The sequence below is a fragment of the Pseudomonas bubulae genome, from assembly GCF_900618535.1.
Classification (GTDB): Bacteria; Pseudomonadota; Gammaproteobacteria; order Pseudomonadales; family Pseudomonadaceae; genus Aquipseudomonas; species Aquipseudomonas bubulae.
In genome coordinates this window covers 379775-406089 of sequence record NZ_UYJA01000004.1, presented here as the reverse complement: position 1 = coordinate 406089, position 26315 = coordinate 379775, and the positions used below count along the sequence as shown (strand labels likewise).

Here is a 26315-nt window from a genome sequence, read left to right as displayed (position 1 = left end):
GTTTTTCTGCAAGACCGCAGTGATGCCATCGCGAGCAAGCCCGCTCCCACACAAGCACGTGTGCTTAAACCGGCTTGGCGCCCATCAATCCCGCGATGGCGATAAAGCAGACTGCACAAAAAATGGCCAGCACCAGGGTAAACCACGGGTATCTGGCCATTCGCCCCAAGCGCAGACGGTTAAGGCGCACCACCAGCCACAGCCAGCTCAGGCTGCCCAGCAGATACAGGCAGCTGCCCGCCAGCAGCCATATCTGGCTCAACGGCCAACCGGCCAGATGCACCAGAAACCAGCCACTGACGGGCAACGCCAGCAGACACAGGCCCATCAGCGCCCAAACATAACTCCAGGGCCGCTGCACCACTCCGCCTGACAGGTTTTTATCCCCTGCCCGCCAGCGGCGAATTACCACAACCAGCAAGGCAATGGCGCTGACAAACAGCAGCAGTGTCGACACGCCATGCAGCAGTTTTAACGCTGTGAACGTTTCCATTTGATTAATCCCTTGAGCCGTTCAATCAGCGTAGCGCCTATCAGCCAAGAAACAGCTGGTAGGCAGGGTTATCGCTCTCATCCCAGTACGGGTAGCCGATTTCTTCCAGCGCCGCCGGCACCAGGTGGCGCTCGTCCGCCGGTACCTGCAGGCCGGCCATGACCCGGCCATCCGCCGCGCCGTGGTTGCGGTAATGGAACATCGAGATGTTCCAGCGCCCGCCCAGCTTGTTGAGGAAGTTGAACAGCGCCCCCGGCCGCTCCGGGAACTCGAAACGGAACAGCAACTCATCGCTGACCTTCGCAGCATGGCCGCCAACCATATGACGGATATGCAACTTGGCCAGCTCGTTCTCGGTCAGGTCGACCACCGGGAAGCCCTGCTCAGTCAGACTGGCCAGCAGCGCGCTGCGGGGATCGTTCTCGGGGTGGGTCTGCACGCCAACGAAAATGTGCGCTTCGCTGCCAGTGTGGTAGCGGTAGTTGAACTCGGTGATCTGACGCTTGCCCACGGCCTGACAGAACGCCTTGAAGCTACCCGGCACCTCAGGAATGGTCACCGCAATGATGGCTTCACGGCCTTCACCCAGCTCGGCCCGCTCGGCCACATGACGCAGTCGGTCAAAGTTGACGTTGGCACCGGAGTCGATTGCCACCAGGGTCTGGCCGCGCACGCCGCGCTGCTCGACGTACTTCTTGATTCCGGCCACGCCCAGCGCACCGGCAGGTTCGGTGATCGAGCGGGTATCGTCGAAGATATCCTTGATGGCTGCGCAGATCTCGTCAGTGCTGACGGTGATCACTTCATCCACATAGTCCTTGCAGATATCGAACGTGTGCTGGCCAATCTGCGCCACGGCCACGCCGTCGGCGAAAATCCCCACGGTTGGCAGCACCACGCGCTCACCCGCCGCCATCGCGGCTTGCAGGCAGTTGGAGTCATCGGGCTCGACACCAATGATCTTGATGTCCGGGCGCAGGTACTTCACATACGCCGCAATACCGGCAATCAGCCCGCCGCCGCCCACAGGTACGAAGATCGCATCCAGCGGCGCCGGGTGCTGGCGCAGAATTTCCATCGCCACGGTGCCCTGCCCGGCAATGGTGTGCGGGTCATCGTAGGGGTGAACGTAGACGTAGCCTTCTTTTTCGACCAGTTGCAGCGAGTAGGCCAGCGCCTCGGGGAACGTGTCGCCATGCAGCACCACAATGCCACCACGGGAGCGCACGCCTTCGACCTTGATCTCGGGGGTGGTCTTGGGCATCACGATGGTCGCTTTGACCCCCAGCACCTTGGCCGCCAGGGCCAGGCCCTGGGCGTGATTGCCCGCTGACGCCGTCACCACGCCGCACGCGCGCTCGGCGTCGGTCAGGTGCATCAGTTTGTTGTAAGCGCCACGAATCTTGAACGAGTACACCGGCTGCAAATCTTCGCGTTTGAGCAAAATCTGGTTGCCCAACCGCTGGGTAAGCTGGTTGGCAGCTTGCAGTGGGGTTTCTACGGCAACGTCATAAACGCGCGAGGTGAGGATCTTCTTAACGTACTGTTCGAGCATCGGAAAGCTTCACTGGGCGGGTTGGCAGGGACCAAGGAGTCTACCCCAGCGTTTGCGCAGGCGACCATACGAATCCAAAGGTTTTAAAGCCTTGGGTTATACTCAGCTCCTTTCTTTTTCCCCCTTCCCGCCCCGGAGCCCGCATGACCCAGGATCAACTCAAACAGGCCGTAGCCCAGGCTGCTGTCGACTTCATCCTTCCAAAACTGGATGACAAGAGCATCGTCGGGGTCGGTACCGGCTCCACTGCCAACTGCTTTATCGATGCCCTGGCCCAGCACAAGGGCGCATTCGACGGCGCGGTTGCGAGCTCCGAAGCCACCGCCGCGCGTCTCAAGGGCCACGGCATTCCGGTGTACGAACTGAACACGGTCAGTGATCTTGAGTTCTACGTTGATGGCGCCGATGAAAGTGACGAAAACCTCAACCTGATCAAGGGCGGTGGCGCAGCCCTGACCCGCGAAAAAATCGTCGCTGCCGTGGCCAAGACCTTTATCTGCATCGCCGATGCCAGCAAGCTGGTTCCGGTGCTGGGCGCGTTCCCGCTGCCAGTTGAAGTTATTCCGATGGCCCGCAGCCACGTGGCCCGCGAGCTGGTAAAACTGGGCGGCGATCCGGTGTACCGCGAAGGTGTGGTTACGGACAACGGCAATATCATCATTGACGTGTTCAACATGCAGATCACCAACCCGGTTGAGCTGGAGCGTCAGATCAACGCCATCGTCGGTGTTGTGACCAACGGTCTGTTCGCCGCCCGCCCGGCCGACCTGCTGTTGCTGGGCACGCCTGAGGGCGTGAAAACCCTGAGCAAGTAACTGCGCCAGCAGGAAAATTTCAACTGTGGGAGCGAGCCTGCTCGCGAACGAACTTCGCGAGCAGGCTCGCTCCCACAAGAGAAAATGATCGGCCATTTCTCATCTACAAAGCCGGTTTTTTGAACACGTAAAACAGATTCGGCTCGCTCACCACATAGACAGTCCCTTCATCGTCCATCGCGACGCCTTCTGCCTGTGGCACTGAGCGGGTCAGACCGTGCTTGCCCTTCTTCAGCGACAGTGTGCTGATCGGTTGCCCGTCCAGACCCAGTTCAAGCAGCAATTTCGACTCATCTGACAGTGCCAGCAAATGCCCGGTGCGTTCGTCAAACTGCAAGCTCGACAAGTCCCTTACAAACAACCGTGCATCCCGTCGCGGATTGCTCACAACATGGGTGGCATAAGGTTGCTGGGGGTTGGCTTGAGGGAAGCCGCGCACTTCATAAATCAGCATGGGGTCGCGCTCCTTGGCTACAAACAGGCGCTTGCCCACCGAGTCATAGGCCAAACCTTCAAAGCCCTTGTTGCCCGACTGATTGATCCCCAGCGTCAATTGCTCAGCATCCCGGGCATCCAGAACCCGGGTGTTGTCATCGACCTTGACCTTGATCAGGCGCTGTTGACGTTCATCGGTAATGACGTAGGTATTCTCGCCAATAAATTCGACTGCCTCGGCATCGCCGAACCCGACCAGTGCAATGCGGCGCAAGACCCGGCCATCTAGGGACAGCTCGATCAGCTCGGCTTTCTTGTTGGTCACGGTAAACAGACTCTTACGCAATGGATCGAAGGTCAGTGCCGAGACATCATCCTCAAGCCCTTCGATGACCTTGCCCTGCATTACGGCGCGGTAGTCTCCCAGGTTGATTGCATCAGGATTGGCGGGGTGCCACATCTGGCTGATCTGGAACCAGGTCCGTTCAAACAGGCGAAAATGTTGCGCGGCAAAGCCGGCGGCCAGCAAGGCCACCAGCGTTATACAGAGAGTAAAAACGGTAGTGCGGTTGACACGGCGCATGGGTCGAACTCTAAACAGATCAGGCCAATGAAATACCACGGCTGTCTGAATTGAACCTTAAACCTCAACGGGCAACATGTCTTGCGCGAGCGCGGGATTTATTTGGCCACCTTCTCGAAGCGATAAAACAGGTTCGGTTCGCTCACCATATACAGCGTGCCGTGTTCATCAATCGCGACACCTTCGGCCCGGGGAATGGTGTTCTTCAGGTCATTGAAGCCACCGAGCAAGGTGATGAAGCTGACCTGCTCACCCAGCTCATCGAGCTCCAGCAGCATATGCGAATCGGCCGACAGTACGAGTGTATGGCCTGTACGCGGATCGATGCTCAGGGCCGACAGGTTACGTAGATCCAGCTCATCGCTTGGCACTTTCTGCTTGCTGCCGGTTAGCACCTGGCTACCGTCGCTCTTCCATACAAACAACTGCGGCGGACGCTCTTCACCCAGCAGCAGTTGTTGGCGACGAGGGTCCCAGGCAATGGCTTCGAAGGCCTTGTTCTGGTTTTTCGAAGGCCCCAGGTCGTACTTGGGGAAGTCGGCAATATTCAGGGACTTGGTGTCCGCGTCGATGTTGATGATGCTCAGCATATGCTCACGCTCATCGACAATGGCCAGCAGGCCGTTCTCCATGACTGTCAGGCCCTCCGGGTTGCTCCAGCCCACCAGCGGAATTTTGCGCAGTACGTCGCCATCCAGAGTCAGTTCCACGAGAAAAGGGTTTTTACCCATCACCGAGAACAGTGTTTTGGTCAGCGGGTTATAGGCCAGGTCCGATGCCTCGTCCTTTTCCATTCCTGGCAACACCTTGGCATCAATCACCGCCCTGTAGTCAGGTAGCCATATGCTTTCGTTCTGCTCGGACGGGCTCTCAAACCGCTCCAGTACCCACAACGCACCGCGGTCATCCCAATGCATGATCCACGCGAGCCCGTAGACCAATACCCCCACCAGTAATACCCAGGAATACCAGCGCATGCTGAAACGTGAGGACCGGGGAACAGGCGGTATCAACTGTGGGTTTGTTGCCATTTGAGTGGGCTTCCGAAATGTTGGGCCAGATCTAAATATCACAAAGCGGGCTAACCAGCTGCCTCGTGCATGGCGATTATGCAGACGGAGTGTGAAATAAATGGCAAAAACGCAAAAAAATCATGCTGGCTGAGGTCCCGAGTGATTGGGCGTGTGCAAAGGCCTGGTGAGAGAGGACCATTAAACAGCCTGTAAACTTAGACTGATGACTCATCGCTCATCGCCAGAACTACTTGTCATGCAACTTTAAAGTACTCTTTCAGTAGGAACATTCTGAATAATTCAGGGACATTTATATTACTTCTGTTCGCCCTTGACACTCATACCCACAGACTCTTATCTAATAAAAATAATCGAGCCCAGCCACTTGTCAAAAAGCAAATATTTATCGCGTTAACCATGTGCGGCCAGTACTCGGTGCTGAAAGCGAGGGCCGGTCTGCGCAGACGTGTACCGTTCCCTTACATACTGAAAAGGAATCTTTAAATATGCCCTTTACCTCATGTTTCAACAAACTCCCTCCGCCCGTACTTTCAAACCCCGCAAGGCATACTGTGTGCGCGCGCGCGGCCGAGCACTTGCTTATTACAATAAACCCTTACAAGAACATGGAAGAAGGTGACCTTGTCGAGTTGTACTGGGATGGGTGCTATGTCGCCTCGCGGCAGATTTTCAAAGCCGGTATTGGCCAGCCTGTCATGTTAAGAGTGCCAGAGAGTTTTATTCAAAATGGTACGGCGCGCCTTTACTACCGGGTGATGCATATCGGCAGCAGCCCGGTTCTTTCTGCGCAACTTAAAATATTGGTCAAACTTGACTGCCCTGGCGGCGAAGCCATTGGCGACGAAAACCAGGGCCTGGCCCCGCTTGTAATTCCGCAGCCCATCCAGCGCTACGGGGTTAACCCAAGCCAGATGAAACGCGGTGTCCCGGTGAGTATCGAACCCTATCGCAACATGGCCAACAATGACGCCATCACCCTGCTCTGGGGGGATGTACGCCTGGATTTGCCCAAACTGCGCAAAGTGGATATCGACAAACCCGTCAGCGTGTTCGTGCCCCCCCACATCATCCAGGAGGCTGGCGAAGACGCCAAGCTGGAAGTCACCTACTGCGTGATCGACCGCGTGGGCAACAATTCGCGCTGGGCACCGGCGCGAGTGCTCAAGGTAGGTGCTCCCAAGCTCTATCTCAACCCTGCCCCGAGGGAGGTACTGCACGCCGCAGAGCCCCGTTCCAACTGGCGTAACCAGGAGCAGGGAGCCAGGGAATCGTCTATCCATATTCCTAAAAGTTAGTTCTTAAAATTTTTATACTCGATTAGGGTATATGAACCGGACCACCGGACTCTCAGCTTTTATCCGCGCCGCACGAGCGGCGCTCCCATGAAACGTGAGGTAGGTATGGTCCGTAACACAATCACCCTTGTGCATAACGCCAGGGCATTGAGTGCAGCCAAGGAGCGCAACTAATGTCCAGCTTGGCCAATGCACACCTGCAAAGCGACCAGGATGTCGCGCCTCTGTTGCTGGCAGCGCAGGTTCTGCGCACCGACAACGAAGCCCTTGAAGCCGCACACACACTGGCAGCCAGTGCACGCGAACACGCGGGCAAACGCGACCAGCAACGCAAGCTGCCGTGGTCGCTCATAGAAGCCTTCACCCGCAGCGGCCTGGGCAGTATTTCCATTGCCCGCGAATTTGGCGGCCCCCAGGTGTCATTTGTGACCCTGGCTGAAGTGTTCGCGATCATCTCGGCTGCCGATCCGGCGCTGGGGCAAATCCCGCAAAATCAGGTTGGCATTCTCAGCCTGATCGCTGCCACGGCCACCCAGGCGCAAAAAGAACAACTGTTCTCCAGCGTGCTGCAAGGCTGGCGCATCGGCAATGCGGGCCCGGAACGCGGCAGCAAAAACACCTTGGACATTAAGGCCCGGATCATCGCCGATGGCGACGACTTCGCCATTAACGGTCAGAAGTTTTACTCCACCGGCGCCCTGTTCGCCCACTGGATTGCGGTAAAAGCCGTCAACGATGAAGGCAGACAGGTCATGGCCTTCGTTCGTCGCGGTACACCAGGCTTGCGCGTCGTGGATGACTGGTCCGGTTTTGGTCAGCGCACCACCGCCAGTGGCACCGTATTACTTAACAACGTGCGGGTGGAAGCCGAACAGGTGGTCGACAGTTCGCGCCTCAACGATGCTCCGAACATTCAAGGCGCCGTGTCGCAATTGATCCAGGCCGCCATTGACCTGGGCATTGCCCGCGGTGCCATTGCCGACACCCTGAGTTTTGTCCGCGAGCGCTCACGCCCGTGGATCGACGCCAAGGTCGAACGCAACAGCGATGATCCTTATGTGATTGCCGATATCGGCAAACTGCACATTGAACTGCACGCAGCCGAAGCCTTGTTGCGCAAAGCCGGACGCGTCCTGGACGAAGTCAGCGCGGCAGCGATCGACGCCCCTGGCGCTGCCCGCGCATCGATTGCGGTGGCCGAAGCCAAGGTGCTGAGCACCGAGCTGTCGCTGCTGGCCAGCGAAAAATTGTTCGAACTGGCCGGCAGCCGCGCCAGCCTTGCCGAGTTCAACCTCGACCGCCACTGGCGCAACGCCCGGGTGCACACCCTGCACGACCCGGTGCGCTGGAAATACCACGCCATCGGCGCGTATCGCCTCAACGGCACCCTGCCTGCCCGGCATTCCTGGATCTGACCCTGGAGACACCCATGTCACTGATATCCAAACAGGTCCCGGTTATCCACAGCGATGCCGAGGCCCTGAGCGTAGCCCGTGAACTGGCGGCGTTTTTCAAACGCGACAGTGCCCTGCGCGACCGTGAGCGGCGTTTGCCGTTTGATGAGCTTGAGCTGTTTTCCCATACCGGCCTGTGGGGCATCACCGTGCCCAAGGCCTACGGCGGCGCAGGCGTGTCCAGCGTCACCCTGGCGCAAGTGATCGCGCTGATCGCTGCGGCCGATGCCTCTCTGGGGCAAATCCCGCAAAACCACTTTTATGCACTCGAAGTTTTACGGGTCAATGGCACACACGAGCAAAAGCAGCGGCTCTATGCCGAGGTGCTGGCCGGAGAGCGCTTCGGCAATGCCCTGGCTGAAATCGGCACCAAGACTGCACACGATCGCACCACCCATCTGGCCCAGGCCGAACACGGCTACCGCATCACCGGCCGCAAGTTCTACGCCACTGGCGCACTGTATGCACAGCGGATACCTACCTCGGTTGTGGACGATAACGGCATCCAGCATCTCGCATTCGTGCGCCGCGACAGCGATGGCCTAAGCGTGATCGACGACTGGAGCGGTTTTGGCCAGCGCACTACGGGCAGCGGTTCGGTGGTTTTCGACAACGTACTGGTCGCAGCACAAGACGTGATCCCGTTTCAAAGCGCCTTCGAGCGTCCGACCCCGGTTGGCCCGCTGGCGCAGATCCTTCACGCGGCCATCGATACCGGTATCGCCCGCGCCGCCTTTGAAGACGCCCTGCATTTTGTGCGCAGCAAAACCCGGCCCTGGATCGATGCCACTACGGATATCGCCAGCGAAGACCCGCTGACCCTCAAAAGCTTCGGCCATTTGAGCGTACGTCTGCATGCCGCCGAAGCCCTGCTGGAACGTGCCGGAGCGTTTCTGGATATTGCTCAGAGCAACACCAGCGCCAGCACCGTCGCCGCAGCCTCGATTGCCATCGCAGAAGCCCGGGCCCTGAGTACAGAAATTTCCCTGGCCGCCGGCAGCACCCTGTTCGAGCTCGCCGGCAGCCAGGCCACGCTGGCCGAGCACGGCCTTGACCGTCACTGGCGCAACGCCCGCGTGCACACCCTGCATGACCCGGTGCGCTGGAAGTACCACGCGGTAGGCAATTACTACCTAAATGATGCCAACCCGCCATTGCGGGGGACCATCTGATGAGCAAAAAGAAGATTCTGATCAATGCCTTCAACATGAACTGCATTGGTCATATCAACCACGGTCTGTGGACCCACCCACGGGACAACTCGACCACCTTCAACACCCTTGAATACTGGACTGAGTTGGCGCAGCTGCTGGAACGCGGGCTGTTCGACGGGCTGTTTATCGCCGATATCGTGGGCGTGTATGACGTTTATCAACAATCGGTTGATATGCCGCTCAAAGAGGCGATCCAGCTACCGGTCAATGATCCACTGCTGCTGGTTTCGGCGATGGCTGCCGTCACCAAGAACCTCGGTTTTGGCCTGACCGCCAACCTGACCTACGAAACGCCGTATTTATTCGCGCGTCGCATGTCGACCCTGGACCACCTGACCCGCGGTCGCGTGGGCTGGAATATTGTTACCGGCTACCTCGACAGTGCAGCCAAAGCCATGGGCCTGACCGAACAGGTCGAGCATGACCGGCGCTACGATCAGGCCGATGAGTACCTGCAAGTGCTCTACAAGCTATGGGAAGGCAGCTGGGAAAACGACGCCGTGCTCAATGACCCGGCCCGGCGCATCTATGCCCGGCCCGACAAGGTGCACAAGATCAAACACGAAGGTGAGTTCTATCAGGTGGAGGGTTATCACCTTTGCGCACCGTCGCCGCAACGCACCCCGGTGCTGTTTCAGGCGGGCAGCTCGGATCGCGGCCTGGTGTTTGCCGGTCGCCATGCCGAGTGCGTGTTTATCAGCGGGCAGACCAAGGCAGCGACCAGAGCCCAGGTCGACAAGGTGCGCGCCAGCGCTGTGGCTGCGGGCCGCAACCCGGACGACATCAAGCTGTTTATGGGGATCAACGTGATCGTGGCGCCGACCGAGGCCCAGGCCCTGGCCAAGCGTGACGAGTACCTGAGCTATGCCAGTGCCGAAGCCGGCGTGGCGCACTTTTCCAGCTCCACGGGTATCGACTTTGCCGATTACGAACTGGACGAGCCGATCCAGTACGTGAAGAGCAACGCGATCCAGTCCGCGACCAAAGTGCTGCAAAACAACGACTGGACCCGGCGCAAGCTGCTTGAACAGCACGCCCTGGGCGGGCGTTACATCACGCTGGTGGGTTCGCCTGCGCAAGTGGCCGACGAGCTGGAATCCTGGATTGCAGAAACCGGCCTGGACGGGTTCAACCTGACCCGCATCGTCACCCCTGAAAGCTACGTCGATTTTATCGACCTGGTGGTCCCCGAACTGCAGCGCCGGGGCTCTTATAAAACCGCTTATGACACTGGCAGCCTGCGTCAGAAGCTGTTTGTGGAAGGCGATGCGCACTTGCCGCAACGCCATACAGGTGCGGCCTTCAGGCACAGCGCATAACTGTTCTTTTGTGGGAGCGAGCCTGCTCGCGAAGCTTGCAGGACTGCCAAACTTTCGCGAGCAGGCTCGCTCCCACAGGGTTCGAATTCCGACTCTTTGACTGGGCAATTATCATGAACAAAAAACACGCACTGGTTCTGGCCCTCGGGCTGTTTAGCGGTTTGCTCCACGCGGCCGACAAGCCGCTCAAGGTCGGTACCACCGCCGCGTTCGCCATTCCCCTGGAAACCGCAGTGGCCGAGGCCGACAAGCAAGGGCTCAAGGTCGAGCTGGTGGAGTTCACCGACTGGATCGCACCCAACGTCAGCCTGGCCAGCGGCGATATCGATGTGAATTACTTCCAGCACATCCCGTTCCTGGAAAACGCCAAGGCCGCCGCCGGGTTCGATTTGGCACCCTACGCCAAAGGCATCATCAACAACGTGGGCCTGTACTCGAAAAAATACAAAAGCCTCGACGCCCTGCCTGAAGGCGCAACTGTTGCCATTGCCAATGACCCGATCAATAGCGGGCGTGGCCTGCAACTGCTGGCCAAGGCCGGGCTGATTACACTCAAGCCGGGCGTTGGTTACAAGGCGACGGAAGAGGACATCATCGCCAACCCGAAAAAGATCAAGATCCTGCAGGTTGAGGCCGTGCAACTGGTACGCGCCTACGACGATGCCGACCTGGTGCAGGGTTATCCAGCCTACATTCGCCTGTCGAAAACCTTCGATGCCGAGTCGGCCTTGCTGTTCGACGGCATCGACCACCCCGAGTATGTGATTCAGTTCGTGATCCAGCCCAAGAACAAAGACGACCCGCGTCTGGCCAAATTTATCGATATCTATCAGCACTCGCCAGTAGTCAAAGCTGCGCTGGATAAGACCTACGGCACTCTGTACCAGCCCGGCTGGGGAGGCTGACCATGAATGTGGCCATTGCTCGCGAGCGGCTCGATCAGCCGCAGCCCGGCGCCAACCACACCGAGCTGCACCCTGAGTTGAGCCACGCCCATGTGCGTTTTATCGGTATCGGCAAAACCTATGACGGCCGCCAGGGCCCTGTGGATGCCCTCACGGGTATTGATCTGGCAATCCAGCGCGGGGAGATCTTCGGCATCATCGGGCGCAGCGGTGCTGGCAAGTCGTCGTTGATTCGCACCATCAACCGCCTCGAACAGCCTACCCGCGGCCGCGTGCTGATCGATCAGGTCGATATCGCCAGCTTTGACGAAGACAAGCTGGTGGCGCTGCGGCGCAAGATCGGCATGATCTTCCAGCACTTCAACCTGATGTCGGCCAAAACCGTATGGCAGAACGTCGAGTTGCCACTCAAGGTGGCGGGCGTGCCCAAGCTGCAACGGGAGCAGAAGGTGCGTGAGCTGCTGGAGCTGGTTGGCCTGCAAGGCAAGCACACGGCTTACCCGGCGCAACTGTCGGGCGGGCAAAAACAGCGTGTGGGCATTGCCCGTGCGCTGGTGCACGATCCGGCGATTTTGCTGTGCGACGAAGCCACCTCGGCCCTGGACCCCGAAACCACTCAGTCGATCCTCGGTCTGCTGCGCGAAATCAACCAGCGCCTGGGCCTGACCATCATCCTCATTACCCATGAAATGGCCGTGATTCGTGATATCTGTCACCGCGTAGTGGTACTGGAGCAAGGTCGCGTGGTCGAGCAAGGCCCTGTGTGGCAGGTCTTCGGCGATCCTCAGCATGACGTCAGCAAGACCCTGCTGGCGCCCTTGCAGGCGACCCTGCCTGAAGCGCTGCGTAACCGTATTTCGGCGCAGGCACAGTCCGCACAAGCCAGCGTGATCTTGCGCCTGCGTTTTACCGGCCGGCTGGCCCAAGAGCCCGACCTGGGAGCGCTGTTCAGCGCGCTGGGAGGGCAAGTGCGGCTGCTCCACGGCGGCGTCGAACACATCCAGGGGCATGCCCTGGGGCAACTGCTGCTCAGCGTAACCAGCACTTCGCTGGGCGCCGAAGAGCTGCGCAAACGGGCCGGGCAATGGGCACAACAGGTCGAGGTAGTGGGCTATGGGATTTGATCGTTTGTGGCAGGGGGTGATCGACACCTTCCTGATGGTCGGTGTGTCGTCGCTGATCGCGCTGGTTCTGGGCATACCGCTGGCGGTGATCCTTGTCACCAGCGGCAAAGGCGGGATTTATCAAGCCCCCACACTGAACAAGGCTCTGGGTGCGTTCGTCAATCTGTTCCGTTCAATCCCGTTTCTGATTTTGATGGTGGCATTGATCCCGTTCACCCGCCTGATTGTGGGCACTACCTACGGCGTATGGGCGGCGGTCGTACCGCTGACCATCGCCGCCACACCGTTTTTTGCACGCATAGCTGAAGTCAGCCTGCGTGAGGTGGATCACGGTTTGATTGAAGCCGCCCAAGCCATGGGCTGTAAGCGCCATCACATTATCTGGCACGTACTGCTGCCCGAAGCCTTACCCGGCATCGTCGGCGGTTTTACCATCACCCTGGTGACGATGATCAATTCGTCGGCCATGGCCGGTGCGATTGGTGCCGGCGGGCTGGGTGACATCGCGTACCGCTATGGTTACCAGCGCTTCGACTCGCAGGTGATGCTGACCGTGATCGTATTGCTGGTGATTCTGGTGGCCGTGATTCAGCTGGGTGGTGACCGCCTGGCCCTGGCACTGAACAAACGCTGAGGTATAGTCGGCGGCCAGCCCTGCCGCCGACCGAGCCTGCGATGACCCTCGATGCAAAAACTCTCGAACAGATTGCCGCCACGACCCTGAGCCACTATCAACAGAGCGCCGAGGGCTTCCGTGAAGGCACCCGCGACCATGACGTGAGCCAGAACATCGACGCCCTGTTGCGTCATATTCAAGGTTCGGCGCCCTTCACTGTCCTGGATTTCGGCTGCGGGCCGGGTCGCGACCTGCAGGCTTTCACCCGCCTCGGGCATGTGGCAATCGGGCTGGACGGCACCGAACGCTTCACCCAAATGGCCCGCGAAGACAGCGGCTGTGAAGTGTGGCACCAGGACTTCCTCAAGCTCGACTTGCCCGCTGAACGCTTCGACGGCATCTTCGCCAATGCTTCGTTGTTCCATGTGCCGACCCAGGAACTGGGTCAGGTGCTGGGCAAGCTGCATGCAGCCCTGAAATCCGGCGGCGTACTGCTCAGTTCCAACCCGCGCGGCGACAACCGCGAAGGCTGGAACGGTGAGCGTTACGGGGCTTATCACGATCTGCAGAACTGGCGGACGATGCTGACGGCTGCAGGGTTTGCCGAGCTGGAGCACTACTACCGCCCGGCGGGCTTGCCCCGTGACCAGCAACCGTGGCTGGTGAGTGTGTGGCGTAAAACCCTGTAAACCTGTGGGAGCGGGCTTGCTCGCGATGCAGGCAACACGGTTTACCTGCGTGGCCGCGGTGATGCCATCGCGAGCAAGCCCGCTCCCACAAGGTGGCCTGGGTTAGCCGAAGAACCAGTAGCACACCGCAATCGCCGCCACCACGCCGGCAAACTCGGCCAGCAGGGCGCAACCCACCGCATGCCGGGCACGCTGGATGCCCACGGCGCCGAAGTACACCGCCAGCACATAGAACGTGGTTTCCGTGCTGCCCTGCACCGTGGCCGCCACCAGCGCCGGGAAGCTGTCCACACCCTGGGTCTGCATGGTCTCGATCAGCAAGGCCCGCGCCGCACTGCCCGAAAAGGGTTTGACCATGGCCGTTGGCAGCGCATCGACAAAGCGCGTATCCCAACCCAGCCACTCAACCACATGGCGAATACCGTCCAGGCCAAAATCCAGTGCCCCGGAAGCACGCAGCACACCCACCGCGCACAGCATCGCCACCAGATACGGCAACAGGTTTTTCGCGACGTCGAAGCCTTCCTTGGCCCCTTCCACAAACGCTTCGTAGACCTTGACCTTGCGCAGCGCCCCGATCACCAGAAACAGCATGATCAGGCCGAACAGCGTGAGGTTGCCCAGGATCGACGACAAGCTGGCCAGCGCCGTGGCTGACAGGGTCGCCAGCAATGCCATGAAACCGCCCAGGATCAGCGCGCCAGGCACCAGGTACGCCAGCACCACCGGGTCCCACAGACGCAGGCGCTGGACAATGGCCACCGACAGCAAGCCGACCAGGGTCGAGGCGCTGGTGGCCAGCAGGATCGGCAGGAATACCAGTGTCGGGTCCGGCGCCCCTTGCTGGGCACGGTACATGAAGATAGTGACCGGCAGCAGGGTCAGGGACGAGGCGTTGAGCACCAGAAACAGGATCTGTGCATTACTCGCACTGGTCGGGCTCGGGTTGAGCTCTTGCAGGGCACGCATGGCCTTGAGGCCGATGGGCGTGGCCGCGTTATCCAGCCCCAGGCCGTTGGCGGCGAAGTTCAGGGTGATAAAGCCCAGCGCCGGATGCCCAGGCGGGACTTCCGGCATCAGGCGCTTGAACAGAGGTCCCAGGGCCCTGCCCAGCCAATCGACGATGCCGGCTTTTTCGGCAATGCGCAGGAAGCCGAGCCATAACGTCAGGGTGCCGAAGAGCAAGATCATCACTTCGACGGACAACTTGGCCATGGCGAAGATGCTTTCCACGATCGCCGAGAAGATCCCCGCGTTGCCCCCCACCAGCCATTGGGCGAGCGCCGACACCGTAGCGACGACGAAAAAGCTGAGCCATAGGCCGTTGAGCATCAAGAAAACTCCTGGAAGATGATGCGAATGATAGCGGCCTACCCCCAGAAACAACAAACCCCGGCCAGGGCCGGGGTTTGTGGGAGTTGCGCTACCAGGCGAGGTTACTCACCTTTTGGCAGGGCTTCCTTGCTGCGCCAGTGCGGCAGCGAGTTCCAGTAGCGCTCGCCCTTGGCGTTGTCGTACATGCCTTCCCAACGGGAGATTACCAGTACCGCCAGGGCGTTACCGATCACGTTCAGGGCCGTACGGGCCATGTCCATCACACGGTCAACACCGGCGATAAAGGCCAGGCCTTCCAGCGGGATACCCACGCTGCCCAGGGTCGCCAGCAGTACCACGAAGGATACGCCTGGTACACCGGCGATGCCTTTGGAGGTCACCATCAGGGTCAGTACCAGCAGCAGTTGCTGGCTGATCGACAAGTCGATGCCATACAGCTGGGCGATAAAGATTGCCGCGATGCTCTGGTACAGGGTCGAGCCGTCAAGGTTGAACGAGTAGCCGGTCGGTACCACAAAGCTGCAGATCGCTTTCGGGCAGCCGTAGGCTTCCATCTTCTCGATCACGCGTGGCAGCACGGTTTCGGAGCTGGCGGTGGAGTAAGCCAGAACCAGTTCATCCTTGAAGATACGGATCAGCTTGAACACCGAGAAGCCGAACAGCTTGGCAATCAGGCCCAGCACCGCAACGGCGAAGAACAGGATGGCGCCGTAAACCAGCAGCACCAGCTTGGCCAGAGGCACCAGCGAGGCGAAACCGAAGTTGGCGACGGTCACGGCGATCAGGGCGAACACACCGATTGGCGCGTAGTTCATGATCATGTGAGTGACTTTGAACATCGACTCGGACACGCCCTGGAAGGTTTTCACCAGCGGGTCGCGCAGTTCGGCGTTCAGGCTCGACAAACCGAGACCGAAGAGCACCGAGAAGAAGATGATCGGCAACATCTCACCGCGAGCCATGGCCGCGAAGATGTTCGATGGAATCAGGTTGAGGATGGTCTCGATAAACGCATGTTCATGCGTGACTTCAGCTGCCGTGGCTGCGTACTTGGAAATATCGACCGTGCCCAGGGTGCTCATGTCGATACCGGCACCGGGTTGGAACACGTTGGCCAGCACCAGGCCGACCAGGATCGCGATGGTGGTGACCACCTCGAAGTAAATGATGGTTTTAAAACCGATACGACCGAGTTTCTTCGCATCTCCCACGCCTGCAATCCCGACAACCAGTGAAGAAATCACGATTGGGATTACGATCATCTTGATCAGACGGATAAAGATATCGCCGGCAGGTTGCAGAACGTTACTGATCCACCAGGTCTTTTCAGCACTGAAATGGTTAAGCAGCGCGCCGATTGCAATCCCGAGGACCAGACCAATCAGGATCTGCCAGGCGAGGCTAAGTTTTGCCTTCTTCATGTCATTACCCTTACTTCAAGTGGACTCGGGCAGAGGCTCTGAATAGAGCGCTTGAAAGCGCAAAAAGCAGAAACCGCCACCCCCGTAGAAGGTCGCCCAAACCGAGCCAGAAAGGCTCTTTGGCAGGCGAAAAAAGGCGCAACTATTCCCATGCATGAGGTGGCCGTCTAATGCCGTAAACGCCTACCCTATGCCGAATCGGCATGGGTTTTGTCCGACAAGACCTCAAATCGCCCCTCCTGAGAATCCACAGAATAGACGACATAAGTGCCGTAGACCGGCTGTTTCAAGGTCTTTTTGGCTAAGGAGGGGGTGGCATTAAGCCGCTTATATCCAAGAAATATCCGACAACACAAATCAGATATAAGTCCGGGCTATTTTTCTACAAGTCGATATACGGTCGACGTTTCGAAGTGCTGTTCAGGCCACATTTGTTTTCAAAAAAATGAACCCTGATAAGGCATTACAGCCGCCGAAAGATTTTCTCCGGGCACAAAAAAACCAAGGTAGAACCTTGGCTGCCTGCATCCATGTAACCGGTTTCATGCCCCTCGGCCGCCGCCCGTTACCAGGACAGCGACCGTAGCCTTAAAGGAGGGGGCGGTCATCTCTAGCCTCGACCGCGGCGACCAAAGATAAAGGACACCACAAACATCACCAGGAACACGACAAAGAGAATCTTGGCGATGCCGGTAGCGGTGCCCGCAATACCACCGAAGCCCAGGACAGCAGCGATGATGGCGATAATCAGGAAGGTAATGGCCCAACTCAACATGGTGATTCTCCTTATTACTGTGCGAAACAGGGTGATGAGGGTGTGTCTCGACGCCCGATCAGGGCCTCAAGGTTGTGAACACTTAAAACACCCAACGTTCAGGTGCTGGTTGCGAGCGGGCGATTTGGGTTTCGTCCGAGGCTGCGAGTTCGTAACGGCCAGTGGTATCAGACACTGGGCCAAATGCCTTGAAGTGCTGCTGGGGAGCGATGTAGTGCTGTGCAGCGGCAACCGGCTGCGGTGCTTGCTCCAACCGGCCCAACTGCTGACCACCGATCAGGGTCACCGACAACGCAAGGCTGGCGAACAGACCTTGTTGCAGATGCAATGACGAAACACGCAAGTTGGAGAATTCGTGAATATTCATGTTCAAACTCCTGCCACCCGGTGGTCAATGTGAGGTTGAGCCGCTCTGTGCGACGCTCTGTACAAGGGTAATTGCAGGGGCCGTGCCAGCTTTTGGCAAAATAAAAAACCGTTATAAATCAATATGTTATCTATTTTTTCGGATGGATTTGACGCGCAACCTGCACGATGCCCGGCCTGCGGGTCGGGCGTTCTGCACGATCAGGGGATACCACACGTCGCGTAGCAGCTGACTCGCGGAGCGAGGCTGCGTGCGGCGGCACAGCCGTCGCAAATCAGACACCACGGTGTGCCAGTAAAATCCGGTTTTCAGGGTTTACGACGGCTTCGCCGTCGGACGCAGCCTTGCTCCGCGAGTCAGCTGCTGCGAGAGGGATTAATTTCGACCTGCGACTCAACGCAAAAAGCCGCAAAATCAGCCAGTTACCTTATGCAGGCCAGAGCCTTCGGTGCTAGCCTCGGAATCAATCAGAAAAATCATGCAACTTGCCCGATTATTCCGACACTAACCAAGACCACATATAAAGGAACGTAGGAAATGGATTCAGCCAAAGAGCAACAGGGCCGCATTCTGCTGGTCGACGATGAGTCCGCCATCCTGCGTACATTCCGCTATTGCCTCGAAGACGAGGGCTACACTGTCGCCACCGCCAACAGCGCAGCGCAGGCCGACGCACTGCTGCAACGACAGGTGTTTGATCTGTGTTTTCTCGATCTGCGCCTGGGCGAAGACAACGGTCTGGATGTGCTGGCTCAAATGCGTATCCAGGCGCCGTGGATGCGTGTTGTGATAGTCACTGCCCACTCGGCCGTCGATACAGCCGTTGATGCGATCCAGGCAGGTGCCGCCGATTATCTGGTCAAGCCGTGCAGCCCCGACCAGCTAAGGCTGGCCACGGCCAAGCAACTGGAAGTGCGCCAGTTGGCGGCCCGGCTTGAAGCCCTGGAGGGTGAAGTACGCAAGCCCAAAGAAGGCCTCGACTCCCATAGCCCGGCCATGATGGCGGTGCTCGAAACCGCCCGCCAGGTGGCCGGTACGGATGCCAATATTCTTATTCTGGGCGAGTCGGGTACCGGTAAGGGGGAACTGGCACGCGCAATCCACGGCTGGAGCAAACGGGCGAAAAAGTCCTGTGTCACGATCAATTGTCCGTCACTGACGGCCGAGCTGATGGAAAGCGAACTGTTTGGCCATACCCGTGGAGCCTTTACCGGTGCCAGCGAAAGCACCCTGGGCCGGGTGAATCAGGCCGATGGCGGTACCTTGTTCCTCGATGAAATCGGCGATTTCCCGCTGGCCCTACAGCCAAAACTGCTGCGCTTTATTCAGGACAAAGAATACGAGCGCGTCGGCGACCCCGTTACCCGCCGCGCCGATGTACGGATTCTGGCCGCCACCAACCTCCACCTTGAGGACATGGTGCGCGATGGCCGCTTCCGTGAAGACCTGCTCTACCGTCTCAACGTGATCACCCTGCATTTGCCGCCGCTGCGCGAGCGCAGTGAGGATATCCTGACCCTGGCCGACCGTTTCCTGGCCCGTTTCGTCAAGGAATATGCTCGCCCTGCCCGCGGCTTCAGTGAGGAAGCCCGCCGGGCCCTGGCCAATTACCGTTGGCCGGGCAATATCCGCGAGTTGCGCAATGTGGTTGAGCGCGCGAGTATTATTTGCCCGCAGGAAGTGGTTGAAGTCAGCCATCTGGGCATGGCGGAACAAACGGTACCCAACGCCCCGCGCATTGGTGCTGCTCTGAGCCTCGATCAACTGGAGAAAGCCCATATCGGCGCCGTCCTGGCCACCAGTGAAACCCTGGATCAGGCAGCAAAAACCCTGGGTATCGATGCCTCGACGCTGTACCGCAAACGTAAGCAGTACAACCTGTGAGCCCGCGATGAAACTTGCGATCAAGCTGCGCACCCGCCTGTTCCTGAGCATTTCCGCGTTAATCACGGTGGCGCTGCTTGGCCTGTTGCTTGGCGTCGTCAGCGTGATGCAAATGGCGAAAACCCAGGAAGCGCTGATTCGTAACAACTTCATTACCCTCGATCTGGGCCTGAAACTGCGTCAGTCGCTGGGCGATCAGTTGGTGATGATGCTGCACAACCAGCCAGATCCTGAAGCGCTGAAGTCATCAGCCCGGGAGTATTTGAAGCTGCTCGACGAGGGCATCGAGCATGAGCGTAAAAACAATCTGCATAGCGGTTTTGCCCAGGCCCGGGAGGATTACAGCAGTTTTTTGCTGGCCTTCAACAAGGCCAGCGACGCGCAACTGAACCTGAGCAATGACAAGGATCTGACCAGCCGCTTCAATCAACTGCGCAACGGTCTGATTACCGAACACCGTCGTGCGCTCGACACCATATATGCTGCCCAGGCCGCAGCCCGGGATCGCGCCTTGGTTGTCGCCGCCTTGCTCGGCCTGGTCGGCATTGCCGTGCTGATCATCGGCTTTATCACTGCCCACGGTATTGCCAGGCGTTTTGGTGCCCCGATCGAGGCACTGGCCAAGGCCGCGGATAACATTGGCAAAGGCAATTTCGAAGTGGTGTTGCCGCTCTCCTCGGCCACAGAGATGAACCTGCTGACGCGGCGCTTTGGGATTATGGCCGAGGCATTGCGCCAGCATCAGGCAACCAACATCGACGAGCTGCTGGCGGGCCAGCAGCGGCTGCAAGCGGTACTCGACAGTATCGATGACGGGTTGTTGATGATCGATCAGCAAGGCCGGCTGGAGCACTTGAACCCCGTCGCACAGCGCCAGCTGGGTTGGGATGAAGGGCGATTGGGGCAGTCGCTGGGTGAGGCCTTGCAACGTCCGGAACTCGACCAGCAACTGCAAACAGTACTGCGCGGAGGCAGTCTTGAGCGCTTGCCGGAAGACTTGAGCGTCGACATTGAAGGCGAAACCCGACTCCTGACCTACAGCTTGACCCCGGTGAGCCAGCCCAAGGGGCCTATCCTCGGCGCCGTCATGGTGCTGCACGACGTCACCGAGCAGCGTGCCTTTGAGCGGGTACGCAGCGAGTTCGTGTTGCGGGCCTCCCATGAGTTGCGCACCCCCGTCACCGGCATGCATATGGCGTTCGGGTTGTTTCTGGAGCGTTCACGCTTTGATCCCCAGTCACGGGAAACCGACCTGCTCAACACCGTCAACGAAGAAATGCAGCGCCTGATGCAGTTGATCAATGACCTGCTGAACTTCTCCCGCTATCAAAACGGCATGCAGAAGCTGACGCTGGCCCCCTGCAGTGTCGAACACATGCTCGAGGACGCCCGTGTCCGTTTCGCCGACCGTGCGCGGGTAAAAAATGTCGAGCTGCTGGTGCAGCTGCAACAACCGCTACCTGAGTTGCGGGCCGATCAGGCCCAGTTGGAGCGGGTGCTGGACAACCTGCTGGACAACGCCTTGCGCCACACCGCCAGTGGCGGGCAGATCTGCCTGCAGGCCAGGCGCCATGGGGAACGGGTGATTATCAGCATCGAAGACAATGGCGAAGGCATTGCCTATAGCCAACAAGGGCGGATTTTTGAGCCCTTTGTGCAAGTGGGGCGCAAAAAGGGTGGCGCCGGCCTTGGGCTGGCACTGTGCAAAGAGATTGTGCAACTGCATGGCGGGCGCATTGGGGTGTATTCGCGTCCAGGGCAAGGCACACAATTTTACATGGCCCTGCCATTGCTCTAGCTCATCAGTCCTTTTGCGTGTTCAGCACTTTCAAAATGGCCGCACTTTCAGCATCCGGAGTGCCATCGTATCGCGAAGGCCTAAAATGCATCTGGAAGGCGGCCAGAACGTGACGAGTGGCGACATCCAGCTCTCCAGTTTGCGGGGTTTCGTAGCCCAGAAGCGCCAGTTGCTGCTGGAACCAGGTGATGCTTGGCAAGTTGCTGGCGTACAGTGCTTGCTCCCGGGCTACGGCCCGGGCGTTTGGCCAGATGCCAAAGCCAGCGTCGGCCAGGCGCTTCCAGGGAAACAGCGGGCCCGGATCCAGCTTGCGCAAGGGCGCGATATCGCTGTGGCCAATGATGTTGCGCGGGTCGATCTGATAGCGGGTTGAAATATCTTTGAGCAGTGCGATAACCGACTGGACCTGACCCTCTGTATAGGGGTACCAGACTCGACCTTCGGGCGTATCGCGAAAACCCTTGTTGACGATTTCAATGCCGATGGAGCTGGAGTTCAGCCAGGTGCGGCCCTTCCACTGGCTTTCACCGGCGTGCCAGGCGCGCTGGTTTTCATCCACCAGTTTGTAAATGGTCGGCGGAGTATCCCCGACCAGGTAATGGCTGCTGACCGGACCGCGGGTTAACAGCTCCAGGGAGCGCTCCAGCGAGGTTGAGGTGTAGTGAAGCACCACAAACTGCACGCGGCTGTCGTGGTTGATCGAAGGATGACTGGTGTCCATGCGCAGACCGTTGCTGCAACCGGCCAGCAGGGCAAGGGACAAGATCAGGGCGGAGAATTTCATGGGCGAGAACAACACGACTGAGCAATTAATAGGCAAGCATACCTTACCGCCCGTGTCGTGCAGCTGTACCGGATGAAGACAAGGGCTGCGACCTTGTAAACACCAACAGGGTCGCAGCCTTCGTAAGGTGATTTATTTGCCGCACACCAGGTAAAAACTCATCGATGAATCCCCGGATGGCCCGTTGGCACCTAGCATCAAGCCTATAACATTCACTTCGGATCGGGTCGGTTTGCTCGACAATTTGGCGATGCCATAAAGGGTATGTTCATAGCTTGAATTGTCGTAAGTCGATGCCACACAAAATTTTGGCTCCTTTTGAAAGGCATCGGGCATCAGATTAACTTTATAACTGGCTGCATAATCGGGTTGGCTGGAGTATTCAATACTTTCAATCCAGTGCGGCGATTGTGCGGCCAGTGTTCCATCCTTGTTAATGGAGGCCGAATAGATCGGGGTTTTAGTGGCTGCACTTACCGAAACAGAGTCCGTGATCAAAAAGAACACAGATAACAAGTAAATCAATATTTTCATACACTACCTTTTACGGCCGTACACCGTACTGGCTTTATACCACCGGGCTAGAGCCTGCAGTGCCCGGCGGCATTGTCGATGGGGGTTTGATAATGAGATGTCTACAGTGCCGTCGTTACTTGTCGGGTAACCAAGCCGGTCTGTTATTTTATATAAGTCGCCCACTCACAACCCGTCAAGAAAGCCGCGAGGAAATCCGTTAATTAATTTTAAATACCGACAGGGACTACTTGCTGTCTAGAAAGTAACTACATAAAGCGACAAATAAATATCAAGTTTCAATAGTCGCTGCTTGAGGCTCCACGCAGTTACGTCCACGCCGTTTGGCCCGATACAGTGCTTCATCAGCCCGTTTAAGCACATGGTCACTGCGATCACCCGGCCTGAACGCGGATACACCGATAGACGTGGTGATGGTCACGGGTTCGCCCTTGAAGTGGAACGGGCAGGCCTGGATTGCTGCCCGCAGCTTCTCGATCAGATGCAAACCTGCGCTCAACGGAGTATCGGGCATCAGTAGCACAAACTCTTCGCCACCAAAGCGGGCAATAAAGTCGATCGGCCGCAGATGCTTGCGCAACTGGGTGGCAATGATCTTGAGCACCTTGTCGCCCGCCAGGTGGCCGTAACCATCATTGATACGCTTGAAATGATCGAGGTCGAGCATGGCAATCAGTAGAGGATTACCGTTTTTTTGCCACTGATCGACTTCATATTGCAGGCGTTCGCCCCATGCCGCCCGGTTAGGCAGATCGGTCAGGGGGTCTATCAGTGCTTTTTGGCGCTGTTCTTCAAGATGCTCGCGATAGCCCTGGGCCTGCTGTTCCATGCTCGCGATACGCTCGGCCAGCCCCTGGAGGTGGGCCGAGACCTCCTGTTCACGGGCGATGCGCTGCTGCTGGTGCTGGTCCATCGTGCCCAGCAGTCCTTCGAGACGATTTTCCAGCAGGTGCTTGAGGCTGTTAAGGTCAACGGCGTCCTGCACGCTGTTTTGCAAACCGTCCACATGTTCGCGCAGCTGGCTGTGCAAGTCGTCGGCGGCGGATCGACCCTCGGCATGACCCTCGCTGGCCGCCTGGAGGTTGTTCTGAAATGACTCCAGGCGTTCATTGAGCTGTTTGAGGTAAGCCTCGAACTCATGCTGGCCGCTGTCAGTGATGGCCAGCATCAAAACCGCAAGATCGTCGAGGATCGGCAGTAATTCGTACCAGTTGAGCCCTTTTTCCAGACGCCGGCACATGGCCTCGGCCTGTGGCCTGTGGTGTTCAGGCAGCGACAGGCCGCTCAACAACCCGAGCAGTGTGGACTCAATGTGCTCGGCCACGCTGCTGTAGGTTGGCTCGGGGGCATCAGGCAAGGCATAGACAGCATCGACTTCGGCCAGCTCAGTCTGTTCGTCGAGCGGCGACTGCTCAACGAAATCCCGGGCTTGATCATTTTCGGCCTCAACCATCGCGACCACTGACTCAAGTGCACCGCTGGATGCATGCTCTTGAGCCTCTAGAGGTACCGAAGGGGGCGGCTCGGCAAGCGCCTGGGCGTCATCGTCAGCCGTAGCAACGGGCGGCAAGGGCTGTGGTTCGGCTTCAACAATTACCGGTTCAGGCTGAGGCGTGGGTACTGCCGGCGGCTCGGCAACATGCGCTGGGACCACGCTGTTCGGCGCAGCCGGTCGCGGCGCCTGAGTCTCAACCGGAATCGGAACCACAGTCGCTTCGCCAAGTGCCTTTTCAGCGTCTTGTGCACCAAATAATCGCTGTAACAAGCCCGGCTTGGGCGGCTGGGCGTCATTGAGTTGCGGCGCCAGTGCCTGCCCTTGCAAGTGACTCAGCTCACCAAGCAGCAGCGGTATTTCTCGGGCGTGCGTCACCCGGTTTTCGAGCTGTTTGGCATAGGCCTTGAGCGGCTTGCTGACCTCACGGGGCAGTGGCAGGGCCTGCAGTTGGGTGACCAGCGTATTGAGCGCTGCGCTGACTTGCTCAACCCGGGTTTCACGTCGCTGCTCGGAGTCGAGCACGGCTTTTTCAAGGCGCGGGAGCAAGGCGGCAAGGGCGGCGTCCATCTCATTGGTGCGCACCGCTTCGCGCATTTCTTTCATGCATTGGTCGACCGTGCGGTCCGTGCCCTCAGCGGCCAGGGTGCTACGCACCAGGCCACGGCGCAGCAAGTCGAGGCGGGCATTCCAGCGGCGCTCAAGCTTGTCTTGCAGCTCCACGCTTTTAAGGTATTTCTCTTTCCAGCGCGCGGCCTCGTCCCTCATGCCTTCGCCCCGTTGTCAGGCGGGCGCAGCGCGATCTGGGAGTCGACGCCGACAGAGCCTGGCAGACGGATATCGACGGCTACCGGCAGATGGTCCGAGATAGGCTGATCCAGTACCTGGACGCGCTCAAGGGTCAGGCTTGGGCTGAGCAAAATATGATCCAGGCAACGTTGCGGGCGCCAACTGGGGAAGGTGGCCTCCATTTGCGGCGCCAGCAGCCCGAGGTCCCGCAGTGGCGAGGTGTGCAGCAGGTCGTTGGCATGGGTGTTCATGTCGCCCATCAACACCTGGTGCTGATAGTCGCCAATCAACTCGCGAATATAGGCCAGCTGCCGGGTACGGGTTTTGGTTCCCAGCGCCAGGTGCATGACCACGACCACCAAAGCGTCGGGGCCTTCACCAAAGCGCACCAGAATCGCACCACGCCCCTCAGGGCCGGGCAAGGGATGATCTTCAATCGCGGCAGGGCGCAACCGGCTGAGCACACCATTACTGTGCTGGGCCAGACGCCCGAGATTGCGATTGAGTTGTTGATACCAGTAGGGAAATTCGCCCTGCTGGGCAAGATACTTGACCTGATTGATGTAGCCAGAACGATGGCTACCACCGTCGGCCTCTTGCAGGGCGACCAGGTCGAAGTCGCCGAGCAGGTCACCAATACGCTCCAGGTTACCGGCCCGCCCCTTATGGGGGAGCACATGCTGCCAACTGCGGGTCAGGTAATGCCGGTAACCCTGGGTGCTGTTACCCACCTGAATATTGAAACTGAGCAGTCGTAAACGTCGATCATCCGGCATCCCGCAGGACGCCAGATGATCTTCGTTGATCTGCGGCTCATGCAGACCAACACTTCGCTCGCCTTTCCAGCGGAGCATGGGCGAGGGCGCCGCTTAGTTTTTTGCGCCCGCTGCGCGCTCTTTGGCGATCAGCTGGTCAGCCACGCTCAAAGCGCCTTCAGGGCCACCGGCAGTGCCCAGGTCGAAGCGGTACTTGCCGTTGACGACCATGGTCGGTACGCCGGAGATTTGATAGGCCTGTGCCTTCTTCTTGGCGTCTTCAACTTTGCCTTTGACGGCGAACGAGTTGTAAGTGCTCAGGAACTTGTCTTTATCGATGCCTTCACCGGCCAGGAAATCAGCCATTTCTTCTGGGGTTGCCAGCTTCTTGCCGTCGTGGATGGCCTGGAACACGGCTTTGTGAACCTTGTTTTCAACGCCCATGGCTTCAAGGGTGATGAACAATTGGCCATGAACATTCCAGATCCCGCCAAACATGGCAGGGATACGCACGAAGCTCACGTCGGCGGGCAGTTTTTCTACCCAGGGATTGATGGTTGGCTCGAATGCAAAGCAATGCGGGCAGCCATACCAGAACAGCTCGACCACTTCGATCTTGCCAGGCACGGCAACCGGAACGGCGCTGCTCAGCTCTACATATTGTTTGCCCGCTTCAAGCGGCTCGGCAGCTTGAGCGGTCATGCCAAACAGGCTGGCACTGACGAGAGCGGCGCTGAGAATCAGATTACGCATGCTTTACTCCTGGACAGATAAGGTCATATCAACGTGACCTGTATTCAGACAGGTCCATGCTGGCTTGAGTTCGATAGTGTAACTGTAGACGCGATGC

Annotated in this window: 24 protein-coding genes; 11 read left to right on the top strand and 13 right to left on the bottom strand. The window is 58.6% G+C overall.

The window, feature by feature from the left end:
- Window positions 1-64: 64 nt before the first annotated feature.
- Both PPTH39_RS16440 and ilvA read right to left on the bottom strand, forming a co-directional pair.
- Window positions 65-493, bottom strand: coding sequence for a DUF2269 family protein (locus PPTH39_RS16440; protein WP_095017898.1), 429 nt, complete (start codon window positions 491-493; stop codon window positions 65-67).
- 40 nt (window positions 494-533) lie between these two features.
- Complete coding sequence (gene ilvA / locus PPTH39_RS16435; protein WP_094999653.1) at window positions 534-2048, bottom strand: threonine ammonia-lyase, biosynthetic; 1515 nt, start codon at window positions 2046-2048, stop codon at window positions 534-536.
- A gap of 143 nt (window positions 2049-2191) precedes the next feature.
- Between ilvA and rpiA the strand changes: the two genes are divergently transcribed.
- The gene (gene rpiA, locus PPTH39_RS16430) at window positions 2192-2863 is read left to right on the top strand and encodes a ribose-5-phosphate isomerase RpiA (protein ID WP_048361307.1); all 672 of its coding nucleotides are present in this window, start codon (window positions 2192-2194) and stop codon (window positions 2861-2863) included.
- Window positions 2864-2966: 103 nt separating this feature from the next.
- Here the strand turns inward: rpiA and PPTH39_RS16425 are convergent, their stop codons facing one another.
- A complete protein-coding gene (locus PPTH39_RS16425; RefSeq protein WP_095017896.1) occupies window positions 2967-3881 on the bottom strand; it encodes an SdiA-regulated domain-containing protein in 915 nt (304 codons plus the stop codon).
- Between the two features lie 98 nt (window positions 3882-3979).
- Window positions 3980-4912 (bottom strand): SdiA-regulated domain-containing protein, encoded by a 933-nt coding sequence (locus PPTH39_RS16420; protein ID WP_130872205.1) that lies wholly within the window; start codon window positions 4910-4912, stop codon window positions 3980-3982.
- 488 nt (window positions 4913-5400) lie between these two features.
- On the opposite strand from PPTH39_RS16420, the gene PPTH39_RS16415 reads away from it, so the two are divergent.
- From PPTH39_RS16415 to PPTH39_RS16380, 8 genes are all read left to right on the top strand, one after another.
- A complete protein-coding gene (locus PPTH39_RS16415; protein ID WP_130872204.1) occupies window positions 5401-6210 on the top strand; it encodes a hypothetical protein in 810 nt (269 codons plus the stop codon).
- A 173-nt stretch (window positions 6211-6383) separates the two neighbouring features.
- Window positions 6384-7625: an SfnB family sulfur acquisition oxidoreductase gene (locus PPTH39_RS16410; protein ID WP_095023164.1), complete on the top strand. Its 1242-nt coding sequence runs from the start codon at window positions 6384-6386 to the stop codon at window positions 7623-7625.
- Window positions 7626-7639: 14 nt separating this feature from the next.
- On the top strand, window positions 7640-8836 hold the full coding sequence (locus PPTH39_RS16405; protein WP_094999658.1) for an SfnB family sulfur acquisition oxidoreductase: 1197 nt from the start codon (window positions 7640-7642) through the stop codon (window positions 8834-8836).
- Entirely contained in the window at window positions 8836-10197 is a 1362-nt protein-coding gene (locus PPTH39_RS16400) for an LLM class flavin-dependent oxidoreductase (RefSeq protein WP_094999659.1), read from the top strand. Before PPTH39_RS16405 ends, PPTH39_RS16400 begins: the two co-directional genes overlap by 1 nt.
- Window positions 10198-10310: 113 nt before the next feature.
- A complete protein-coding gene (locus tag PPTH39_RS16395) occupies window positions 10311-11102 on the top strand; it encodes a MetQ/NlpA family ABC transporter substrate-binding protein (protein ID WP_094999660.1) in 792 nt (263 codons plus the stop codon).
- 2 nt (window positions 11103-11104) lie between these two features.
- On the top strand, window positions 11105-12226 hold the full coding sequence (locus tag PPTH39_RS16390; RefSeq protein WP_095024836.1) for a methionine ABC transporter ATP-binding protein: 1122 nt from the start codon (window positions 11105-11107) through the stop codon (window positions 12224-12226).
- Window positions 12216-12860 carry a methionine ABC transporter permease gene (locus tag PPTH39_RS16385; RefSeq protein ID WP_094999662.1) on the top strand — a complete coding sequence of 215 codons (645 nt, stop codon included), beginning with the start codon at window positions 12216-12218 and terminating at the stop codon, window positions 12858-12860. The genes PPTH39_RS16390 and PPTH39_RS16385 overlap by 11 nt, the downstream gene beginning before the upstream one ends.
- 41 nt (window positions 12861-12901) lie before the next feature.
- The gene (locus PPTH39_RS16380) at window positions 12902-13531 is read left to right on the top strand and encodes a class I SAM-dependent methyltransferase (RefSeq protein ID WP_095017892.1); all 630 of its coding nucleotides are present in this window, start codon (window positions 12902-12904) and stop codon (window positions 13529-13531) included.
- A 102-nt stretch (window positions 13532-13633) separates the two neighbouring features.
- Here the strand turns inward: PPTH39_RS16380 and PPTH39_RS16375 are convergent, their stop codons facing one another.
- From PPTH39_RS16375 to PPTH39_RS16360, 4 genes are all read right to left on the bottom strand, one after another.
- Window positions 13634-14863, bottom strand: a complete 1230-nt coding sequence (locus PPTH39_RS16375) for a nucleoside recognition domain-containing protein (protein WP_094999664.1) — start codon at window positions 14861-14863, stop codon at window positions 13634-13636.
- A 104-nt stretch (window positions 14864-14967) separates the two neighbouring features.
- The gene (gene gltP, locus PPTH39_RS16370) at window positions 14968-16287 is read right to left on the bottom strand and encodes a glutamate/aspartate:proton symporter GltP (protein ID WP_130872203.1); all 1320 of its coding nucleotides are present in this window, start codon (window positions 16285-16287) and stop codon (window positions 14968-14970) included.
- A gap of 610 nt (window positions 16288-16897) precedes the next feature.
- Window positions 16898-17062, bottom strand: coding sequence for a DUF1328 domain-containing protein (locus PPTH39_RS16365; protein ID WP_019828122.1), 165 nt, complete (start codon window positions 17060-17062; stop codon window positions 16898-16900).
- Between the two features lie 82 nt (window positions 17063-17144).
- A complete protein-coding gene (locus PPTH39_RS16360; protein WP_094999666.1) occupies window positions 17145-17429 on the bottom strand; it encodes a hypothetical protein in 285 nt (94 codons plus the stop codon).
- Window positions 17430-17966: 537 nt separating this feature from the next.
- Between PPTH39_RS16360 and algB the strand changes: the two genes are divergently transcribed.
- Together algB and PPTH39_RS16350 are read left to right on the top strand one after the other, a co-directional pair.
- Window positions 17967-19313: a sigma-54-dependent response regulator transcription factor AlgB gene (gene algB / locus PPTH39_RS16355; RefSeq protein ID WP_094999667.1), complete on the top strand. Its 1347-nt coding sequence runs from the start codon at window positions 17967-17969 to the stop codon at window positions 19311-19313.
- Between the two features lie 7 nt (window positions 19314-19320).
- A complete protein-coding gene (locus PPTH39_RS16350) occupies window positions 19321-21111 on the top strand; it encodes an ATP-binding protein (protein ID WP_094999668.1) in 1791 nt (596 codons plus the stop codon).
- A gap of 4 nt (window positions 21112-21115) precedes the next feature.
- On the opposite strand, the gene PPTH39_RS16345 is transcribed toward PPTH39_RS16350, so the two are convergent.
- The 5 genes from PPTH39_RS16345 to PPTH39_RS16325 form a co-directional block, all read right to left on the bottom strand.
- On the bottom strand, window positions 21116-21895 hold the full coding sequence (locus tag PPTH39_RS16345; RefSeq protein WP_130872202.1) for an N-acetylmuramoyl-L-alanine amidase: 780 nt from the start codon (window positions 21893-21895) through the stop codon (window positions 21116-21118).
- 132 nt (window positions 21896-22027) lie between these two features.
- Window positions 22028-22429, bottom strand: a complete 402-nt coding sequence (locus tag PPTH39_RS16340; protein ID WP_130872201.1) for a hypothetical protein — start codon at window positions 22427-22429, stop codon at window positions 22028-22030.
- Window positions 22430-22700: 271 nt separating this feature from the next.
- Window positions 22701-24689 carry a diguanylate cyclase gene (locus tag PPTH39_RS16335; protein WP_130872200.1) on the bottom strand — a complete coding sequence of 663 codons (1989 nt, stop codon included), beginning with the start codon at window positions 24687-24689 and terminating at the stop codon, window positions 22701-22703.
- Entirely contained in the window at window positions 24686-25564 is an 879-nt protein-coding gene (locus PPTH39_RS16330) for an endonuclease/exonuclease/phosphatase family protein (protein WP_130872199.1), read from the bottom strand. Before PPTH39_RS16330 ends, PPTH39_RS16335 begins: the two co-directional genes overlap by 4 nt.
- Window positions 25565-25579: 15 nt before the next feature.
- Window positions 25580-26218, bottom strand: coding sequence for a thiol:disulfide interchange protein DsbA/DsbL (locus PPTH39_RS16325; protein WP_130872198.1), 639 nt, complete (start codon window positions 26216-26218; stop codon window positions 25580-25582).
- Window positions 26219-26315 lie beyond the last annotated feature (97 nt).

Excerpts from the sequence above, each read along its gene's own strand:
- PPTH39_RS16325 (WP_130872198.1), bottom strand. The coding sequence starts at position 26,218 with ATGCGTAATCTGATTCTCAGCGCCGCTCTCGTCAGTGCCAGCCTGTTT.
- PPTH39_RS16375 (WP_094999664.1), bottom strand. The coding sequence starts at position 14,863 with ATGCTCAACGGCCTATGGCTCAGCTTTTTCGTCGTCGCTACGGTGTCG.
- PPTH39_RS16405 (WP_094999658.1), top strand. The coding sequence starts at position 7,640 with ATGTCACTGATATCCAAACAGGTCCCGGTTATCCACAGCGATGCCGAG.
- PPTH39_RS16385 (WP_094999662.1), top strand. The coding sequence starts at position 12,216 with ATGGGATTTGATCGTTTGTGGCAGGGGGTGATCGACACCTTCCTGATG.
- PPTH39_RS16330 (WP_130872199.1), bottom strand. The coding sequence starts at position 25,564 with ATGCTCCGCTGGAAAGGCGAGCGAAGTGTTGGTCTGCATGAGCCGCAG.
- PPTH39_RS16420 (WP_130872205.1), bottom strand. The coding sequence starts at position 4,912 with ATGGCAACAAACCCACAGTTGATACCGCCTGTTCCCCGGTCCTCACGT.
- PPTH39_RS16345 (WP_130872202.1), bottom strand. The coding sequence starts at position 21,895 with ATGAAATTCTCCGCCCTGATCTTGTCCCTTGCCCTGCTGGCCGGTTGC.
- PPTH39_RS16395 (WP_094999660.1), top strand. The coding sequence starts at position 10,311 with ATGAACAAAAAACACGCACTGGTTCTGGCCCTCGGGCTGTTTAGCGGT.
- PPTH39_RS16390 (WP_095024836.1), top strand. The coding sequence starts at position 11,105 with ATGAATGTGGCCATTGCTCGCGAGCGGCTCGATCAGCCGCAGCCCGGC.
- PPTH39_RS16340 (WP_130872201.1), bottom strand. The coding sequence starts at position 22,429 with ATGAAAATATTGATTTACTTGTTATCTGTGTTCTTTTTGATCACGGAC.
- rpiA (WP_048361307.1), top strand. The coding sequence starts at position 2,192 with ATGACCCAGGATCAACTCAAACAGGCCGTAGCCCAGGCTGCTGTCGAC.
- PPTH39_RS16425 (WP_095017896.1), bottom strand. The coding sequence starts at position 3,881 with ATGCGCCGTGTCAACCGCACTACCGTTTTTACTCTCTGTATAACGCTG.
- PPTH39_RS16410 (WP_095023164.1), top strand. The coding sequence starts at position 6,384 with ATGTCCAGCTTGGCCAATGCACACCTGCAAAGCGACCAGGATGTCGCG.
- PPTH39_RS16440 (WP_095017898.1), bottom strand. The coding sequence starts at position 493 with ATGGAAACGTTCACAGCGTTAAAACTGCTGCATGGCGTGTCGACACTG.
- PPTH39_RS16380 (WP_095017892.1), top strand. The coding sequence starts at position 12,902 with ATGACCCTCGATGCAAAAACTCTCGAACAGATTGCCGCCACGACCCTG.
- PPTH39_RS16400 (WP_094999659.1), top strand. The coding sequence starts at position 8,836 with ATGAGCAAAAAGAAGATTCTGATCAATGCCTTCAACATGAACTGCATT.
- PPTH39_RS16350 (WP_094999668.1), top strand. The coding sequence starts at position 19,321 with ATGAAACTTGCGATCAAGCTGCGCACCCGCCTGTTCCTGAGCATTTCC.
- PPTH39_RS16365 (WP_019828122.1), bottom strand. The coding sequence starts at position 17,062 with ATGTTGAGTTGGGCCATTACCTTCCTGATTATCGCCATCATCGCTGCT.
- PPTH39_RS16360 (WP_094999666.1), bottom strand. The coding sequence starts at position 17,429 with ATGAATATTCACGAATTCTCCAACTTGCGTGTTTCGTCATTGCATCTG.
- gltP (WP_130872203.1), bottom strand. The coding sequence starts at position 16,287 with ATGAAGAAGGCAAAACTTAGCCTCGCCTGGCAGATCCTGATTGGTCTG.
- ilvA (WP_094999653.1), bottom strand. The coding sequence starts at position 2,048 with ATGCTCGAACAGTACGTTAAGAAGATCCTCACCTCGCGCGTTTATGAC.
- PPTH39_RS16415 (WP_130872204.1), top strand. The coding sequence starts at position 5,401 with ATGCCCTTTACCTCATGTTTCAACAAACTCCCTCCGCCCGTACTTTCA.
- PPTH39_RS16335 (WP_130872200.1), bottom strand. The coding sequence starts at position 24,689 with ATGAGGGACGAGGCCGCGCGCTGGAAAGAGAAATACCTTAAAAGCGTG.
- algB (WP_094999667.1), top strand. The coding sequence starts at position 17,967 with ATGGATTCAGCCAAAGAGCAACAGGGCCGCATTCTGCTGGTCGACGAT.